This is a genomic window from Oribacterium sinus (assembly GCF_014202695.1).
Taxonomy (GTDB): domain Bacteria; phylum Bacillota; class Clostridia; order Lachnospirales; family Lachnospiraceae; genus Oribacterium; species Oribacterium sinus.
This window is the reverse complement of record NZ_JACHHH010000009.1, coordinates 125050-142052: the sequence shown is the minus strand read 5'-3', so window position 1 is coordinate 142052 and position 17003 is coordinate 125050. Positions and strand designations below refer to the sequence as shown.

Below are 17003 nucleotides of genomic sequence, written 5' to 3'. Positions count from 1 at the left end.
TTATCCTGATAGTATGCATGTTCCCCTTTCTGATGAAAATACTTTTCATGCATAGAAACACTTGTATAAGCAAATATACCATCTCCATCCTGTTCAGCTATTGGCAAAAGATAGTATGGACTCTTTTTTCCTTCAGCCAGTGTATATACGTAGTGATACTCTCCAGGGGTAAAGTAGTTGAGATTGTAAGGAACCCACTGATCATTTACTTTCTTTTCAACTTCCCTCTCCGGGAGAATTTTATAAAGATCCTGGCTAGGATTGTTGATGACTCCAACTTCTCCTCCTCTTAAGGCAATACCTGTTACATTTACCTTTTTATCCCGAAGCACTCTCATGTGATCTCTTGCGGGAAAATCCCAATCTTCAAATGAAACAAGCAAAGTTACAATCTTATTATCAAGTGGTTTTGTCACTGCAGCACTTCTAAACCCTGAATATCCGGAGGTCACTATCGTAGATTCTGTTTCCCTTATACCTTCTGTAGAGTCCTCTGTGGACTCACCCTTTCGCTCAGCAAGCTCCTCGGGGTCTTCTGTACCAGTAGTCGACACTTCTTCCTCTATGGACGCAGTTTTCCCTTCCACAGCAGTCTCTTCCGGAAAATCGTCTAATCCTTCTACAGCACTTGCTGTTTCAAAGCTATTTTTTTCAGAGCTTGTTTCTAACTCCGGTACGTAAGAATCCTTCGTATCTATACTATCCGCATAGCTTGCAGGGGCAAAGAGCCCTGTGCAAAGTACTGCACTCAGTCCTAAAGCCAGCATGTTTTTTCTTCTCATCTCCATCGTCCTTTCTTATTTATTGCCATTTCACGATATAAAATTATACTATATTTCTATCAATTTATGGAAATTTTATTGTTTTTGCACCGCTCCATTCACTACCCATCTTCCTTCCGAGTCTACTGTAAACCCATCGGGGGTAGTGGTGTTTCTATATAGAGCTCCTTCGTTCTGTTCTTGCGGGTCTAAGTAGTAGCAGTTTCCGTCAATCCACTGCCAACCGGTGAGCATTCTTCCCATCCAACCGTCGGAGCCCGGGAAGAGATAGTACTTACTGCCGTTCAAGTCTACCCATCCTGTCGCCATATACCCGCTATCTAAAAAATAATACCAGTAGGACTTTCCATTATATTCTTCATAACCCCAAGTATTCTTTGGATAGCTTCCGTCTTTTCTCTTGTACCACCAGCCTTTTTCATCTTTCACCCATTCCCCATTGGAAAGGGAACGGTCCACTCCCAAAACCTGTCCGGCAGGATTTCCGCTAAAGATTGCAGAAGAACCACCCCCGGAGCCTCCGCTACTTCCGCCGGATCCGCCACCGCTGAATGCCACTCCACCTGAAGAACCACCGCCGCTATATGAACCGCCTCCCGAAGAACTGCCACCACTGCTACCGCTGGAGGAGCTACCGGAACCGCCGCTATAAGAGGAGCCACCGGTATTTCCCCCTGCGCCCCTTAAAGTGATGTAGTCCGGGTCATACAAGGTCACTTTCAGGCTTCCCGTCACCGGATCGATTGAATCCAGAGAGCTTGTTCTCGGATCTATCTTCCATTCTTTATCATTGATGTAGAACTTGGTTACAAGACTTCCATCTATACCGCCGAAGGTGAGACGATAATGGCTGATAGAATTCATCTTCAGTGTAAAGTTGCGAAGCACACGGCGATAAGTTCCCGGCCTTGTGATCTTCGATCCGCTTCCATAGTATCCGCCCCTCGAAACATCCTCTAACGCATATTCGCATCTTACTTTATTTTCGCCCTTATGCGGAATGGAGACTTCCGTCTCTGTTTCCTCTCCATTTCCATCAATCAGGCCATCTCCCATTTTACTCCATGTGGTATAGGGTACCTCGTCTCCTAATTTTCCATACTGTAAATCTTTCTCCGGAAGAAACATCCTGATTTCTTTAAACGGATAATCCTCTTCTACTTTACTCATAGACCCTTCAGAAAAATAAAGAACGAGTTTGTTTGCACTCTCTTCTTCTCCCGCAAAATAGAAAGAATAGGTATGATGGACTCTAATTGTTGCTTGCCCATAAACGGTTTCCAGAGAAAAACTATTCCGTAAATCATTCTCGAACCAGTAATTCTTGTTTGTTGTAGTCAGTTCAATCCCGTAAAAATAGTCTCCGGGAGTAAATGTTCTTTCCGTGTACCGCTCATAATCACTTTCCCCGGTCATCTTGTTATAATAGATAGGAGAGGAAATGTAGATATCGTCTACATTGATGAACTGATTCGGGGCATCCCCCTTCTGATGAATCTTCAGCTTCAAGTTCTTTCCTCTGAGATCAAGCTCTTGTACCCGCATCCCATCTCTCGGTGTATTAGGCATCAAATCAGGCATCAAATCATTTATTTGTTCACGAAGTTGAATCTCATCAATGACAATCTTTCCTGCAGGCGGAGTCTCGCCAAAATATCCATAGTTATTAGCTCCGGCAGAAAAAAATTGTGTCCCCTGCAAGGAAGAAATATTTGAAGAGCTGGCTCGAAGTTCCGTTCCTTCTTCTCCCGCATAAGCGCTCATTCTCCCTGCCATAAAAGAGAGCGCAAGTCCCATACATGCCGCGAATACCATTCTGCTTCTTTTCATCTGCACCTCCTGCAAGCCTGTAATATACTGTTATGAGCTATTTTATCACCATTCCGTAGCCATTGCTATATTAATAATTAATCTTATATCTTTATGGTGTGCTTTTAATGAATTGCTCCGAATTATCTCCACAATTATTTGCAATTCCATTTTAAGTATGAATGAAACAAGCTATCTCCCCTTCACCTGCAATACTCAATAAGAACAAAAAGCACCCAAACCCTTAACGGTCTGAGCGCTTTCCTATTATTCTTTACTTTTCACAGTTTAACAAGTAGAAACAAAAATAAGATCGGCATTGTGGCATCTTATTTTTATTTCACCTTTTATTTCTTCGTCAGATACTTACGAATATCCAAGGATGCGGCAATGAAGATTACGATACCGATGGCGATGTACTGTGCATTGGGGCTTACACCAAGGTATTGTAATGCGGTCTTTAAAAGCTCCAAAACCGCCACACCGATAAAGGCACTGGACACCTTTCCTCGTCCACCGGTTACGGATACACCGCCCAAGGCACAGGCCGCGATAGCCTCCATCTCATAACCAAGTCCGGTATTTACGGATGCTCCTCCGGCCTTTGCCCCCAGCATATAGCCTGCCATGCCGTAGAATGCTGCCGCCTTTGCATAAATCAATACCAAGGTAAGGTTTACAGGAACACCGGCAACCTCTGCCGCCTGTGGGTTTCCACCGATAGCATACATATATTTTCCGTGTCTGGTCATGTTGAAGATAAACCAGGTGATTGCAGCCATCAAAAGGGCAATCCAAATCAAATAGCTTAAGCCTAAGAATTTTCCGGTAGAGAAGATGGTGTAGGACTCAATGTAACCTCCCAAAGGAGTTGCGTTGGTATAGAGAAGGCCTAAACCGTAGATGATTTCCATCATTGCCAGGGTAGCAATGAAGGGAGGTACGGAAAGGTAAGCGATAAACCAACCGGTGATGGTACCGAAGAGGGCACAAATCAGCATTACCAGGAACAATACCACGAAGGGGTTCATGGGACTAATCTTAAGTAAAATTCCATTTCCCATGGAAGCCCAGGGCTCGGACTGGAAGAAGCGTCCGGAATAGTTTGCCTTCTGCATAAGGGTTCCCGCTAAACAGGCACCGAATCCAATCATTCGTCCTGCAGAAAGGTCACAACCTGCGGTAATAACACAGCCTGCAATTCCTAAGGCAATCACTAAGCGGTAGGACATATTGGCCAAAAGGTTCATTCCGTTGTCCGCTGTCAAAAAGTTCTTTGTGGTCAATCCTGTGTAGATAACCAGGATGAACATAACGATAATAACGCCGTTATTAATCAGAAAATCCGTTAATTTTTGTTTTTGAGTCTTTTCCATTTTCTCTCCCCCTAAAACATTGTAGCAAAGTTCATTACATTTTCCTGGGTCATTTCTTCTTGCTGATTCAGCTCTCCGGTAAGCTTTCCGTTACACATTACGCAGATACGGTCCGCCATACCCAGAAGCTCCGGCATTTCTGAAGAAATCATAATGATTGCCTTGCCCTGTTTTGCCAACTCTTCCATGATTTCATAAATCTCATGCTTTGCCCCGATATCAATACCTCTTGTGGGCTCATCCATAATCAGAATATCCGGGTCTTTTGCCAGCCAGCGGGAAATGATTACCTTCTGCTGGTTTCCTCCGGAAAGATTTCCGATATGTTCTTTCATGCTGGGGGTCTTGATGGATAGACGCTTGATATTGTCATCCACCACCTTATTAATGGAAGGATGGTCCAGCATAATTCCTGCCTTTAAATACTTCTTATAAATCGAAACACCCACATTGTCCTTGATGGAGAGACAGCCGAAAATACCGTTTCCCCGGCGGTCCTCGGTAATCATACCGATACCTGCATCCATGGCATCTCTGGGTCTTTTAATCTTCACCTCTTTACCGTGAACCTTGATGGTTCCTTTAGCCAAATGACGGATACCGAAGATTCCTTCCATCAGCTCCGTTCTTTGGGCGCCGACCAGTCCGCCGAAGCCCAGAATCTCGCCCTTTTTGATGGAGAAAGAAATTCCCCGGAAGGATTTTTCATGAATGGAGGTCAAATCCTCCACCTCCATAATGGTTTCTCCAATGCTGTGATGATGCTCCGGATAAATATTGCTTAACTCTCTACCCACCATCTTGGCAATAATCTGCTCTGTAGTCATATCCTCTGCGGGCCAGGTTCCTACATAGGTTCCGTCACGCATGATGGTGATGTCGTCAGAAATCCGCTTGATTTCATCCATCTTATGGGAAATGTAAATCATGGCTACGCCCTTCTTCTTTAAGTCCCCCATAACCTTAAAGAGGAATTCTACTTCCTTATCGGAAAGAGAAGAGGTAGGCTCGTCGAAGATAATGACCTTGGCGTCGTGGGAAACCGCCTTGGCAATCTCCACCATTTGCATCTGTCCGATAGAAAGAGAGGACAGAGGTGCCTTCACATTGTAAGACAAACCAAGCTCGGCCAACCACTTCTCCGTATCCTGATTCATCTTCTTATGGTCAATCATCTGAATCGGTCCGATTTTTTTCACCGGGAAACGTCCCAGATACATATTTTCCGATACGGAACGAGCCAGTACCGGCTGTAATTCCTGGTGTACCATGGCTACACCGTGCAGCATAGCATCATCAGGATTGTTGATTTCCACTTTATTTCCATCCAGATAAATCTCTCCCTGATCCATCTTGTAAATGCCGAACAGGCACTTCATCAGGGTGGATTTTCCGGCTCCATTTTCTCCCATTAAGGCATGCACCGTTCCGGGACGAACGGACAGCTGCACCTGGTCTAGGGCCTTTACACCCGGAAATGATTTGGAGATATTTTTCATTTCTAACTTATACTCTGCCATTTCCTCCTCCATTTCTTCACACTACTCTCGGAATGAAAAACAATCGGGGAGGCAAATACACAATGCATCTGCACTCCCCAAATTCGTTCTGTATTGGGAAAATGTTTTCTGCTCCTATTTCTTTAGCAAATCTCCATTTTCCTGATAATCCATGCTTTGAAAAAGTTTTCCTGCAAATCTTATTACTTTAAGAGATTTAATACGTCCTGTGCATTGTCCTTAGTAACCTTTACATAGTCACAACCGATGTAGTGGTCATTTCCCTTACCGCCGAGGTAGTTGATTGCTGCATCTCCTGCTGCGTGGGACTGTGTAAGGAAGTCATTAAATACGGTTCCGGTCTGTGTTCCTGCCAATACATTCTGGCAAGCCTCCTCAAGAGCGTCAACACCTACTAAGTAGATATCCTTTCCAACGGTTCTTCCCGCTGCCTGAATAGCCTGTAAAGCACCAAGAGCCATGGAGTCGTTGTTACAGAAAACAACCTCGATATCCTTACCGTTCTTTGCCAATGCGTTAGCAACCAAAGACTGTGCAAGAGCCTGATCCCAGTTACCAACCTGCTCGTCTAACTTATTTACTTCCATTCCGGCATCCTGTAATGCCTTAACGGAGAACTCTGTTCTGTACTGTGCATCGATGTTCTCAGGATCACCCTTGATCATGATGTAGTCAACTTTTCCGTTGCCGTTCATATCCAGCTTGTCCATTCCAACGGAAGCGATAATCTCTCCCTGGAAGGTTCCGGACTGACGAGCATCACAACCTACATAGGTTACATCCCAGTTCTTCTCTTCCCATCTCTTCTCTTCGTCCTGATCCGGCTCTCTGTTGATGTAAACCAATGGGATTCCGGCAGCCTGTACCTTATCGGTGATGGTAGCAGCAGAGGAAGAGTTAACAGGGTTAACAATCAAAACGTCTACCTTGTCGGTGATGAAGTTCTCGATCTGGTTGGTCTGTGTAGCCTGGTCGTTGGCACCATCCATGATCTTGATGTTCTCTTTCTTGAATCCCTTGGATACAAGATAGTTCTCCAGCTCTGTACGGAAGAGGGTCATGAAGTTATCAGAGAACTGATAGATACATACGCCAACCTTCTTGTCGCTGAAGTCTCCGCTCATTTCTTCTACAGCAGCCTTGGTTCCTTCCATCGCCTTCTCTGTCTCTTTTGCACTTTCCTTCTGCTCAGCAGCTGCGGTAGTGGTCTTTCCGGCATTGCTGCTGCCACATGCAGCTAACATAGATACGGCCAATGCGGATACTGTCAAAGTGCTTAAAATTCTTTTCATTTTTTCCTCCTGTTCGAAATAACTTTCGATTACGTTTATTAACAAGGAGGATTATAGCTTTTCTTTTTTTAAAAAAAAATAGAGTTTTCTTCTTTCATTCTTAGAATTTTTTAGAATTCGGAAGTTTGGTGTTTTTCTACAAATAAAACGGTTTTTCAGCAGTATAGGTCTGAAATCGAGGCACGCTTTCGCTAGTCTTCAGAATCCTCTTCGATATTTTTACTGTCCGATAAAATGTATAGAGGTCTATCCTTCAGTTCTTCAAAGAGAATAGCGATATATTCCCCGATAATTCCGATGACGAAAAAGAGCACCGCGAACATAAAGCAAAGCACCACCACGATGGTGGCATAGCCGGAGGGGGCGCCCTTTCTGGTTAAAAGGGTGTAAATCAAAAGCAGGGTTCCCAGTCCTCCACTGCAAATGGCCGCAAAAATCCCAAGCTGTAAGGGCAGATTGGAAAAGGTAAAGAGGGTGTTTTTGGAAAACCGCCACAGCTTACTTAGAGAGTAATGACTTTGCCCTGCCTGTCTTGCCGCCGCCTCATAGCGAATGCTGGTTTTGGGAAAGCCTACGGACTGGACAAACCCCCGAAGGTAACGGACCTTTTCCCGGTAATGCTTCTTTAAAACCTCCTGCACCTTTTTGGAAATGCCGAAGAAATCGGAAGCATTTTCCTCAAAATGCACCGGAGAAACGTGGTTTAAAATCCAGTAAAACAGGGCGGAGGTAACATTTTTCACAAGGCCTGCGGAAGGATTCTTGGTACGTACCATGGACACCACCTGATAGCCCTCCTCCGACTTTTTCAGCATTTCCGAAATCAGTTCGGGGGGATGCTGTAAATCCGCATCCATAAAGACCAGGAAATCTCCCTTGGCATGGTCCAGACCTGCGGTCATAGCCGCCTCATGGCCAAAATTCCGGGAAAAAGACAATACCCGCACGTGTTCCTTGTCTCTCTCTGCAAAATCTTCTAAAAGAATGGCACTTTTATCCTGAGAGCCGTCATTGACAAAGACAATTTCATAGCCATAGCCCAGCTCCTGTAATTTTTCGCAAGACTGACTGCAATGCTGGTAAAACTGCTCCAAGCTGTCTTCCTCGTTATATACAGAAACAATCACACTACAAATCTTTTCCAAGTTCATCCCTTCTCTCTAAAACAATCCTTCATTGAAATGATTTTTCTTGAGCTTTTTATCCGTCCTAACTTTTTAGCCATCTCTGTTCAACGACTTTAGCAAGATCTTCTACCCATCACCGACTTAAATCATTTCCTCGTGGCTAGGTACCTGCTCCTCTTTTTTCGGCGGTGTCATATAATCCCCATATAGCATTTTTAATACACTGTCATAGTCTTTCGGCACAGGAAATTCTTTTCCGGCAAAGGGCTTATACTGCACCGGCTCCTCCCAGCTGTACTGCACTTTACAATACTGGAAGTCCGGCTGATAATTGGAAAAATAAAGGAAATCCTCTCCTCTTCTCTCTGTCTTCTCTCTTCGTGCCCCCTGTGCCCATTTGTCCTGTAAGGAGAACAGAAAGGGCAGGGAAAGGCATTTTCCCAAAGTGGCAAGAACCGCCACAAAGAGCTTTGCCATGGGAGAATACTTCTGAAAATCCAACTTCCTCCGATGCCCCATGGCCAGACCGAAAATCATCTGCTGTCGAAAACGATACAGCTTATCCAAAAGGGCATTTCTCGGGCAATCATCCAAAATAAAGCAGTCCACCCAGAGATGATTCAGCTTTCCTTCGTAAAAGGCATCCTCTTCCCCCTCGACTTCCCGTCTTTTGCTATAAAGATCCACAACACGGGGCACAAAGTCATAAAAGGAACGACCGTTTCTGTAGGTATTTGGCATGAGTAAAGCAAAGTTTTCCGAAAGCTCTTCCTTCGCTGCCCTTTCAAACTTTTCCCATTCCTCCCGTAAAAAGCAAAGGTCCACATCATCATCCCAGGGGATAAAGCCTTCATGGCGAATGGCCCCCAGCAGGGTTCCGGAATCCAGGCGGTAGCTGATCTTATGTTTTTCACAAATACGGTGAATCTCCTTCAAAATGGCAAAGCCCCGTCTCTGCTTCTCCGCTAAATCCATACCCTACCCTTTCTACGGCTCTTATCCAAAATGTAGCTTTACTCTTCTTGCTACAAGCTTAGTTCTTCCTCTAAAAATTCCGTTTAATGCCCCAATCTAACGACTTAATCTAAAGCTTCACTCCCGGTCTTCCGAGGCAAAGGCCAAAACCTGTGCTTCGGAAAACTTCCGTAGGTCCTCTCCTTTATGCCATGCCTTATACCAATCTACGGTTTTCTCCACCGCTTCCTTTACGGTATAACGAGGCTGCCAGCCAAAGACCTGCTTTAACTTCTCCGTGCTTAACTGTAAAAATCCCGCTTCATGGGGAGCATTGGGCTCCGCCTGATTCTCCCAGCTTGCATTCTCTCCCCAGAACTCCACGAAAAGCTCTGCCAAGGCTCCTGTGGTAATGGCATCGGAAAGCTCCGGCCCCACATTGTAATAGCCGGCAAATTGCTTTCCCTCTTCCTTTGCCTGTCTTGCCACAATTTCCAGATAGACAAACAAAGGCTCCAAAACATGCTCATAGGGACGAACAGAGTAGGGATTTCGAATGCCGATTGCCTCTCCCTTTATGCTCTTTCGCACACAGTCCGGGATAATTCTATCCTTGGCAAAATCCCCTCCCCCAATCACATTTCCGGCTCTTGCAGTGGAAATGCGTGGAAGAAATTTTTTTCCTTTTCCATAGGCGGAATCCTCGGAAAAGAAGGATTTCTGATAGCTATGGGTGACCAGCTCCGAGCAGGACTTGGAGTTGGAATAGGGGTCATGCCCATCCAGCTTCTCTTCCTCTGTAAAGGCGTGTCCTTCCTGATCCGGATTCTCGTAAACCTTGTCCGTAGTAACATTCAGCACAGAGCGGACAGAGGGACAATGCCGTACCGCCTCCAAAAGATTCACCGTTCCCATCACATTGGTCTCGTAGGTTTCTCTGGGGAAAATGTAGGATTCCCGCACCAGGGGCTGTGCCGCCAAGTGGAAAACCAATTCCGGCTCCGCCTCCTGCATTGCCTTTCTTAAATGGTCATAGTCCCTCACATCCCCTTCGACGGAGTGCATCCCTTTTTCTAAGTTTAAGAGGGAAAATAAGGCTCCCGGCTCTTCCTTTAGGGCATAGCCGGTACATTCCGCCCCCATCATTTGCAAAATCAAACTAAGCCACGACCCTTTAAAACCGGTGTGGCCTGTTAAAAATACTTTCTTCCCCTGATAAAAGGCTTTTAATTCTTGAAAATGCATTTCCCCCTACTTCCTTAAAGCCAAGATTTCTCTGCGAATTTTTCGTAACGGTATCAAACGCAATAGCCACTGCAAAATGACTTCCGGCGTTTTTATCAACTTAGCAAAAACTTCCTTGCTACCAACGCTTCCAGGGCGCCTTGCCGCTTGCCCACAGCTCTTCCAAAAGCTTCTTCTCTCTCTGGGTATCCATGCACTGCCAGAAGCCGTCATGGTAATAGCCCATCAGTTTGCCTTCCGCCGCAAGATTCTGCATGGGACTTTGCTCCAAGATGGTATTGTCGTCCTGAAGATAGTCAAATATTTCCGGCTCCAGCACCATAAAGCCGCCGTTAATCACCGCGCCGTCCTTTTCTTCCTTCTCCCGGAAAGAACGAATCTGCCCTTCGGCATCCACATCCAAAACTCCCTTTTGCTGAGCAAGGTTTACCATGCTGATGGTTGCCGGCTTGCCATGCTTTTTATGGAAGTCCAAAAGAGCCTCCAGATTCACATCGGAAACTCCGTCTCCATAGGTCAGCATAAAGGGCTCATGCTTTAAGTACTTTTCCACCCTCTTCAGTCTTCCGCCGGTCATGGTGTGAAGGCCGGTATCCACCACGGTTACCTTCCAGTCCTCCGCCTCGCTGTTGTGAACCTCCATGGTATTCTTTCCCATGTCAAAGGTAATGTCCGCATTGTGCAGGAAATAGTTGGCAAAGTATTCCTTAATCAGGTACTGCTTATAGCCTGCCAAAATGATAAATTCCTTAAAGCCGTAGGAAGAATAATATTTCATGATATGCCATAAAATGGGCATTTCTCCGATTTCAATCATGGGCTTCGGCTTTAAATGGGATTCCTCCGAAATTCTGGTACCTAAGCCTCCTGCAAGAAGAACAACCTTCATGTCTTCCGTCCTTTCTTTTTTTCTTTAGAGTATAGCACAGAGTCCTTAGAAAATAACAGCGGAAAGATATCTTTAAGGATTCCTTCCGCTATTTTTTCTGCTATTTCTTCTGCTATTTCTTCCGCTATTTTTTCCCTTATTCTATATGCCGGGACGTATTTTACTTCTGCAAATGTTTCCTACGATATATTGCTGTTTGTTCTGCCAAAATTTTAGGCGATATGCTGCCTTTTCCTTTCCCGCATTTTCCAAAAAAGGAAAGAAAGGAGAAAGGCCAAAACTGCCGGTAAAACCCAGCCCATTCCAATAGAAAAAAGAGGGATGTGGGAAAGAAGCTTCATCATCTTCTCATGAAAAGGAATCCCTGCAAGTAGCTCCTTCGGCAACGCCTTGTAGGCATCCAAAAGGGCAAAGGGTGCGGTAACATAAAGGGCGGTTTGGAAAATCTTTTTTTCAAACTGAAAATGCTCTCCAATCAGACAAAGCAATATCAACACTATACTCATTGGATAAATAAAATAAAGCGCCGGAACGGTATATTGGATAATTCTGCTTAAACCAAGATTGGAAATGGCAAAGGAGAAGAAGGTAAACAAAAGTACAAGCTTTTTATAGGGAAGCCCTTTAGGGAACATTTCAGCAAAAGCCAGACTGGTGGAGGTAATCAGCCCCACTGCCGTTTTTAAACAGGAAAGGCAAATGATAATTCCCAACAGAATGCCGCCAAATCGTGGAAAGTAATGGGTGGAAACGGAATGCAGGATGTCTCCTCCATTAGCCTGCAAAGAAAAAAGACTTCTGCTGCCCGCTCCGGTAAAGGCCAAAGCAAAATAGACGATTGCCATCATTACCGTAGTAATGCTTCCGGAAATAATACTTAAGCGAGAGACCTCCTTTCCGTCCTTTGCTCCCCGATTTTTAATGGTCTCAATCAAAATGTTTCCAAAGGCCAGAGCCCCCACCACATCCAGGGTGTTATAGCCCTCTAAAAGGCCGGTGACAAAGCTGTTTTTCGCATATTCTTCTGTGGGAGGGAGGCTTTGAATGTTCCCCATAGGATGCAGAAAGGCCGTAAGCAAAAGAATCCCCAAAAAGAAGAGAAATAGCGGATTCAGAATTTTCCCCACATAGGTCAGGATATTTCCCGGTCGCAGGGAAAAATACAGCGCCGCCAAAAAGAAGAGTAGGGTGAAAATCAGCAGTCCCGGTCTCTGATGGGCTTCTCCGATAAAGGGATAAAGCCCCACTTGAAAGGAAACTGAGGCGGTTCTGGGAATGGCAAACAGGGGTCCGATACAAAGATAAAGAAGACAGGAAAAAAAGGTGGAAAAGTTTTTTCCACCTTTAGAAGCCAATTCCGCCATACTGGCAGATTCCGTGCGGGCCATGGCTATAATCGCCAAAAGGGGAAGACCCACTCCGGTAATACAAAAGCCCAAAGTAGCCAAGGCCACGGTATTTCCCGCCTTTTGTCCCAGGGATACCGGGAAAATCAAATTACCTGCTCCGAATAACATACCGAAGAGAAGGGAGGCAATAAAAAGGAGCTCGCGCCCGCTTACATTTTTCTTCATAGGATAAAAACTCGCTTTCACAAAAACTGTTTTGCAGTATATCCTACTTTCCCCTTCTCTTCCACAAAACTATATTCTTTTCAGATAAAGTTTAGGAATTCACTAATGCAAAGGAGCGTCACAAGCTCGGCTTATGACACTCCTTTTTCATTTTAAAGCATTTTTGTTTACGGTGGAAGCGAAACTGCTTATAGGACATAGAAAGCTCTATAGGCCAAAGCCACCCTTGCCGTTGTTCTTATTGTTTCTGGCGATGGGCAGGGCAGAGGCCAGACTGCTTAAGTTTCTGGTCTGAATATACACCTTTCCTTCGCCAATAAACCGGTTGACCAAGCCTTCCCCTGTGGTAAAGCCGAAGGTTCCGGAGGCTATGGAAATGTGGTAGTCCAGACCTCTATCCCATGCCACCACATGGTCATTGTCAATGGTTAAGGGGCTGTCCGGATGTACCTCCAGCTCCAAAAGATCGCCGAAGGCATTGACAAACAGATCTCCTTGTCCCTGGCTTTCCATGACGAAAAGGCCGCCGGTACCGCCGAAGAACGCCTTTCCCAAGTCCTGCATTTTCATGGCATAGTTCACCGTAGAATCTCCTGCCAAAAAGGCACCGGTATTCAGGCGATACTGCCTCTCTCCAATCTCTAAACGAACAATCTTTCCGGGAATGGAAGGTGCCACACCGATTCTACCCCCATTGGCTACACCAATAGCCTCGGTAATAAACATACTTTCTCCGCTGGCAAGGCTTCTGCCTACAGCACTTAACAAGCCGCCCAAGCCTCCGCCGTTAGCGCCGGAATTCATCTTTCCCTGTAACTCCACACCGGCCATATAGGCCATGGAGCCTCTCTCAATCTTCACCCTTTCTCCCGGGTTTAAGGAAATTTCTAAAATGGGACAATCATTATCTCCTAATATACGATGCTGCATAAATCCTCCAATCTGTGAAATAGGGTTTCTTGTCGTTTTTTCCATTTTTGAACCTGACAGGAAAATTATCGCTTATTTTTAGGGCGAATTCAAGGATTTTTATCCTTTGCTCTATAAAATAGGGTAAGTTTGTCACCGTATCTATAACATTCTAATATGTTTTAAGCATTAAAATAAGTGTATCTATTTAAGCGGATTGTTCCCAAACAACCACACTTTTATGATATTAAAAAGAGATAGCCACTTTTTGCTATCTCCAAATGAATGTTTTTATTTATTTTTTTCTTTGTTAGCCTCTGTCTTGTTTATAGGCTCTTTCACCACATCTTCAATAAGTCTTGATAAATCCATAGCATTTTTCGATGTAATAACAGGTTTTCCCGTTTCTTTCTCAATTTCCTTTCTTGCATTTCCTGCAACACCACCACCTTTTTTTGCCACCTTCTTATTTTCTTCCAAGCCTTTGGGATTAGTCGCTTTCGTAAGCTCTGTTGTGGTCGCCTCTGCAAGCATATTCAAAACGATTTCAAGAGTTGTCATATTGTCTCTTAAGTTTTCTTTTTTAAGTCCTTTAAGATTTTTATATCTTCTTGTTGTCATCCCCGACCAAGCCTTAGTAATCTCATCTGTAAGGATTGCATACTCTATTCCCTTTTGAATTCCTGCATCATCCCATGCATCTGTAAGTTCTTTTCTGACTTGAATAGCTTGCAGTCTTTGATTTATCCACTCCCTTTTATACCCCTTCTTTAAGTAGGCCTCCAAGGCTCTGTCTATTGTAAGTTCCGGATCAATAATTTCATCAATTCGCTCTTTTCCAACCTCTGCGAGCCATAACTTAAACGGTTCTGCTTTAGGTGATGGAATTGACTGGATAATACGGAAAATGCCTTGCATATCCGCTACATCCGTTAAACGCATCTTGCCGTCTGCCGCTTTCATTTTCAACTGCTTACAAATTGTAAGCAGTTCATTTCCCTCTTCTTTCAGTCTCTTTTTTAACACCGCCCAATAAGTGCTTGAGCCTCTTGCACTTTCTTGCTCTGTAAGCACTCCTACGACATCCACCACACTAAAATACCATTCTTCTTTTTCCTCATCCCAAACGGAGCGTATTTGTTTATTTTCATATAGCTTTATTTCATCCATTGACTTAACCCTTTATATTTACAATTTATTTCCTGCAATATCTTATGTCCTTATTATATTCCTATGTATGATTTTATAAAACCTGTTTAATTTCTCATCCAATTCGCAACTACCACATTAGGTTCTTCTCTATTCTTATATTTAGCAATATCTGTAAGACTTACATAGTCATTTTTAAAGTCTTCAGTATAAATTTGAATAGCAACTCCCTTTACTTCGATGGTATCTTTTTTGACCTTAGATATATTAGCATATCTCCTTTTGTCAAAAAGCATCTGATAATCCAGTTCCATCATAAAATGCTACATAAAAAACATGAGCAAAACGTCATTGAAAACCGTATTTGATACTAAGAGAATTCAATATAATATTTTTCGCAATAAAGCTCTATACTATCTAGCCTTTTATCCCTGAGCTTGCCATTGCCGTCTGCACCTGCTCCTCCATTACCGCATAGAGCAGAATGCCCGGTAAGACCACCACGGTCAAAGCCGCAAAAAGTCTGGGGTAATTATAGGAGAAGGACTCTGTGAAAAACTGTAAGGCCAATGGCAAAGTTCTTGCCTTGTCCGAACTAATCAACAAAGACGCATAGAAATACTCATTCCAGTTTCCCAAGAACAATAGGATTCCTGCTGTGGTTAAGCCGCCCTTTGCCAAGGGAAGGTTGATTTTCCAAAAGACGGTGAAGAAATCCGCTCCCTCCAAAATCGCCGCCTCATCCAAAGACTTGGGAATGGCAAGGAAGGCAGGCCTTAATACAAAGATGCTCATGGCCAGTCCCATGGAAATATACACAAGGCTAAGTCCCGGCAAAGAATCATAGAGATTTAGATGGATCAATAGAGAAAATATCGGCTGGGCCTTGGACTGTGCCGGTACCAGTAAGGTGATGGAATACAGGATAAAAAGAAGATTTTTTCCCGGAAAGTTATACTTGGCAAAGACATAGGCACCCATGGCATAAATCAATAAAGCCAGTAGTGTTGCTGAAAGGGAAACCAAGGTGGAATTCAAAAAATACCCTATAAAATCATATTTGGAAAAAATATAGCTATAGGGCTCCAGAGAAAAACTTGTAGGTAAGGAAAAGGGATCCGACAAAATCGCCGCATTGGTTTTGAAAGAGGATAAAATCACCCACACAATCGGGAAGAGAGAAATCAAAATGGTAAAGCACAAAAGTATTCCAATGAGAAGGGAGGATAAGAATCCCTTCTTATTTCCTGCAACGCCATGTTCCCTATTTTGCAAAATTGCTTTCATTTCGATAAATCCCTTCGTTTAGATGCAAATGCTTCTCACTGCCGTAAGTCTCATTTCTATACAAATCCCTTATCGCAGTCATAAGTCTCATTTGGCTACCTAGCGCCTCTATTGCTTATACCTACAAATTTCTTTTGCCTATAAATTCCTTTTGTCGCTTTGCTTTATGCTTTTATTCACAAAGCTCTCTTTTAATCATAAATCCCTTCATTTAAACGAAAGGCCTTATGCACCAAAAGCAGTACCAAAATTCCTGCCAGGAACATCATCACACCGCTGGCATTGGCCAGGCCATATTTTAAGTCCAAAATGTTCTTCATCAAAATGAGAGGGAGGTTCATAGTGTCGTTTCCCGGCCCTCCGGAAGTGGTTAGGGCGATTTGCTCATACATGGCAATTCTGGCCGTAATGGAGGCAATGATGGAGGTTCCGATGGAAATACGACACATGGGAAGCTCGATATGCCATAGAATCTGAAGAGTATTGGCGCCGTCCACCTTTGCTGCGGAAAAAACCTCCTCCGGAATGGAATACAGGTCATTCATTACAAGAAGGGTCACAATCACCGCATAAAAAAGCCATGTTAAGGTTACCGCCCAAAAGGCATAGGGAGATTCAAAGAACCATTGGTGATGAAAGTCCTTGTTAAAGAGGCGAATCAGCCCGTTCATAAAGCCCATTTCATCATTGAAAATGAAACGATAAATCAGAGCCCAGGCTGCTGCGGAAATCACATTGGGCACCATGAAAACCGCTCTGGTGAATTTCCAGCCCCTAGGTTTTTGGAACAAAATAAAAGCAAGAATCGTTCCGAAGCCCACATGAAGAGTTGTGGCAATGAGAGACCACAAAAAAAGATTCTTCATGGAAAGCTGAAAGGATTCCTGCCCAAAAAGCTGTATGTAATTCTGCAATCCCACAAATCGGGGGCTGTTAAAGCCGTCATACTTCATAAAGGAAGTCAGGAAAATGCTGAGAATCGGCTGTAAATAAAAGAAGAGAAAAACCAAAAAGGAGGGGAGCAAAAATAGGACAATCCACTTATAATTCCGTCTTTCCAAGCTTGATGCTTTCATCCTGTTTAACTCCC

The 17003-nt window shown here is 44.0% G+C and carries 14 protein-coding genes and 1 pseudogene; all 15 read right to left on the bottom strand.

The annotated features are described in order from the left end of the window. Nucleotides 1-782, bottom strand: a pseudogene (locus HNQ46_RS09200) (hypothetical protein); the annotation flags it as partial. 75 nt (nt 783-857) lie between these two features. Continuing rightward, nucleotides 858-2612: an N-acetylmuramoyl-L-alanine amidase family protein gene (locus tag HNQ46_RS09195; RefSeq protein ID WP_183684424.1), complete on the bottom strand. Its 1755-nt coding sequence runs from the start codon at nt 2610-2612 to the stop codon at nt 858-860. Nucleotides 2613-2938: 326 nt separating this feature from the next. Next, nucleotides 2939-3967, bottom strand: coding sequence for a galactose/methyl galactoside ABC transporter permease MglC (locus HNQ46_RS09190; protein WP_183684423.1), 1029 nt, complete (start codon nt 3965-3967; stop codon nt 2939-2941). A gap of 11 nt (nt 3968-3978) precedes the next feature. Further along, a complete protein-coding gene (locus tag HNQ46_RS09185; RefSeq protein WP_183684422.1) occupies nt 3979-5487 on the bottom strand; it encodes a sugar ABC transporter ATP-binding protein in 1509 nt (502 codons plus the stop codon). A 182-nt stretch (nt 5488-5669) separates the two neighbouring features. Next, complete coding sequence (locus HNQ46_RS09180; RefSeq protein WP_040649321.1) at nt 5670-6779, bottom strand: galactose ABC transporter substrate-binding protein; 1110 nt, start codon at nt 6777-6779, stop codon at nt 5670-5672. Between the two features lie 191 nt (nt 6780-6970). Continuing rightward, a complete protein-coding gene (locus HNQ46_RS09175) occupies nt 6971-7924 on the bottom strand; it encodes a glycosyltransferase family 2 protein (RefSeq protein WP_408637142.1) in 954 nt (317 codons plus the stop codon). 123 nt (nt 7925-8047) lie between these two features. After that, nucleotides 8048-8881 carry a LicD family protein gene (locus tag HNQ46_RS09170; protein ID WP_183684420.1) on the bottom strand — a complete coding sequence of 278 codons (834 nt, stop codon included), beginning with the start codon at nt 8879-8881 and terminating at the stop codon, nt 8048-8050. Nucleotides 8882-8998: 117 nt separating this feature from the next. Then, complete coding sequence (gene rfbG / locus HNQ46_RS09165) at nt 8999-10105, bottom strand: CDP-glucose 4,6-dehydratase (protein ID WP_183684419.1); 1107 nt, start codon at nt 10103-10105, stop codon at nt 8999-9001. A gap of 118 nt (nt 10106-10223) precedes the next feature. Further along, nucleotides 10224-10994 (bottom strand): glucose-1-phosphate cytidylyltransferase, encoded by a 771-nt coding sequence (rfbF, locus tag HNQ46_RS09160; protein WP_183684418.1) that lies wholly within the window; start codon nt 10992-10994, stop codon nt 10224-10226. A 212-nt stretch (nt 10995-11206) separates the two neighbouring features. Then, entirely contained in the window at nt 11207-12568 is a 1362-nt protein-coding gene (gene brnQ, locus HNQ46_RS09155) for a branched-chain amino acid transport system II carrier protein (RefSeq protein WP_183684417.1), read from the bottom strand. A gap of 207 nt (nt 12569-12775) precedes the next feature. Continuing rightward, nucleotides 12776-13498 carry a TIGR00266 family protein gene (locus HNQ46_RS09150; RefSeq protein WP_007157796.1) on the bottom strand — a complete coding sequence of 241 codons (723 nt, stop codon included), beginning with the start codon at nt 13496-13498 and terminating at the stop codon, nt 12776-12778. Between the two features lie 270 nt (nt 13499-13768). Next, a complete protein-coding gene (locus HNQ46_RS09145; protein ID WP_007157797.1) occupies nt 13769-14647 on the bottom strand; it encodes a BRO family protein in 879 nt (292 codons plus the stop codon). An 86-nt stretch (nt 14648-14733) separates the two neighbouring features. Continuing rightward, complete coding sequence (locus HNQ46_RS09140) at nt 14734-14943, bottom strand: hypothetical protein (RefSeq protein WP_183684430.1); 210 nt, start codon at nt 14941-14943, stop codon at nt 14734-14736. Nucleotides 14944-15043: 100 nt separating this feature from the next. Continuing rightward, nucleotides 15044-15913, bottom strand: coding sequence for a carbohydrate ABC transporter permease (locus HNQ46_RS09135; RefSeq protein ID WP_183684416.1), 870 nt, complete (start codon nt 15911-15913; stop codon nt 15044-15046). 191 nt (nt 15914-16104) lie between these two features. Then, nucleotides 16105-16989 (bottom strand): carbohydrate ABC transporter permease, encoded by an 885-nt coding sequence (locus tag HNQ46_RS09130; protein ID WP_183684415.1) that lies wholly within the window; start codon nt 16987-16989, stop codon nt 16105-16107. Nucleotides 16990-17003 lie beyond the last annotated feature (14 nt).

Coding starts and splice junctions, on each gene's coding strand:
- rfbG (WP_183684419.1), bottom strand. CDS start 10,105: ATGCATTTTCAAGAATTAAAAGCCTTTTATCAGGGGAAGAAAGTATTT.
- HNQ46_RS09180 (WP_040649321.1), bottom strand. CDS start 6,779: ATGAAAAGAATTTTAAGCACTTTGACAGTATCCGCATTGGCCGTATCT.
- rfbF (WP_183684418.1), bottom strand. CDS start 10,994: ATGAAGGTTGTTCTTCTTGCAGGAGGCTTAGGTACCAGAATTTCGGAG.
- HNQ46_RS09145 (WP_007157797.1), bottom strand. CDS start 14,647: ATGGATGAAATAAAGCTATATGAAAATAAACAAATACGCTCCGTTTGG.
- HNQ46_RS09150 (WP_007157796.1), bottom strand. CDS start 13,498: ATGCAGCATCGTATATTAGGAGATAATGATTGTCCCATTTTAGAAATT.
- HNQ46_RS09185 (WP_183684422.1), bottom strand. CDS start 5,487: ATGGCAGAGTATAAGTTAGAAATGAAAAATATCTCCAAATCATTTCCG.
- HNQ46_RS09135 (WP_183684416.1), bottom strand. CDS start 15,913: ATGAAAGCAATTTTGCAAAATAGGGAACATGGCGTTGCAGGAAATAAG.
- brnQ (WP_183684417.1), bottom strand. CDS start 12,568: ATGAAGAAAAATGTAAGCGGGCGCGAGCTCCTTTTTATTGCCTCCCTT.
- HNQ46_RS09130 (WP_183684415.1), bottom strand. CDS start 16,989: ATGAAAGCATCAAGCTTGGAAAGACGGAATTATAAGTGGATTGTCCTA.
- HNQ46_RS09195 (WP_183684424.1), bottom strand. CDS start 2,612: ATGAAAAGAAGCAGAATGGTATTCGCGGCATGTATGGGACTTGCGCTC.
- HNQ46_RS09170 (WP_183684420.1), bottom strand. CDS start 8,881: ATGGATTTAGCGGAGAAGCAGAGACGGGGCTTTGCCATTTTGAAGGAG.
- HNQ46_RS09190 (WP_183684423.1), bottom strand. CDS start 3,967: ATGGAAAAGACTCAAAAACAAAAATTAACGGATTTTCTGATTAATAAC.
- HNQ46_RS09140 (WP_183684430.1), bottom strand. CDS start 14,943: ATGATGGAACTGGATTATCAGATGCTTTTTGACAAAAGGAGATATGCT.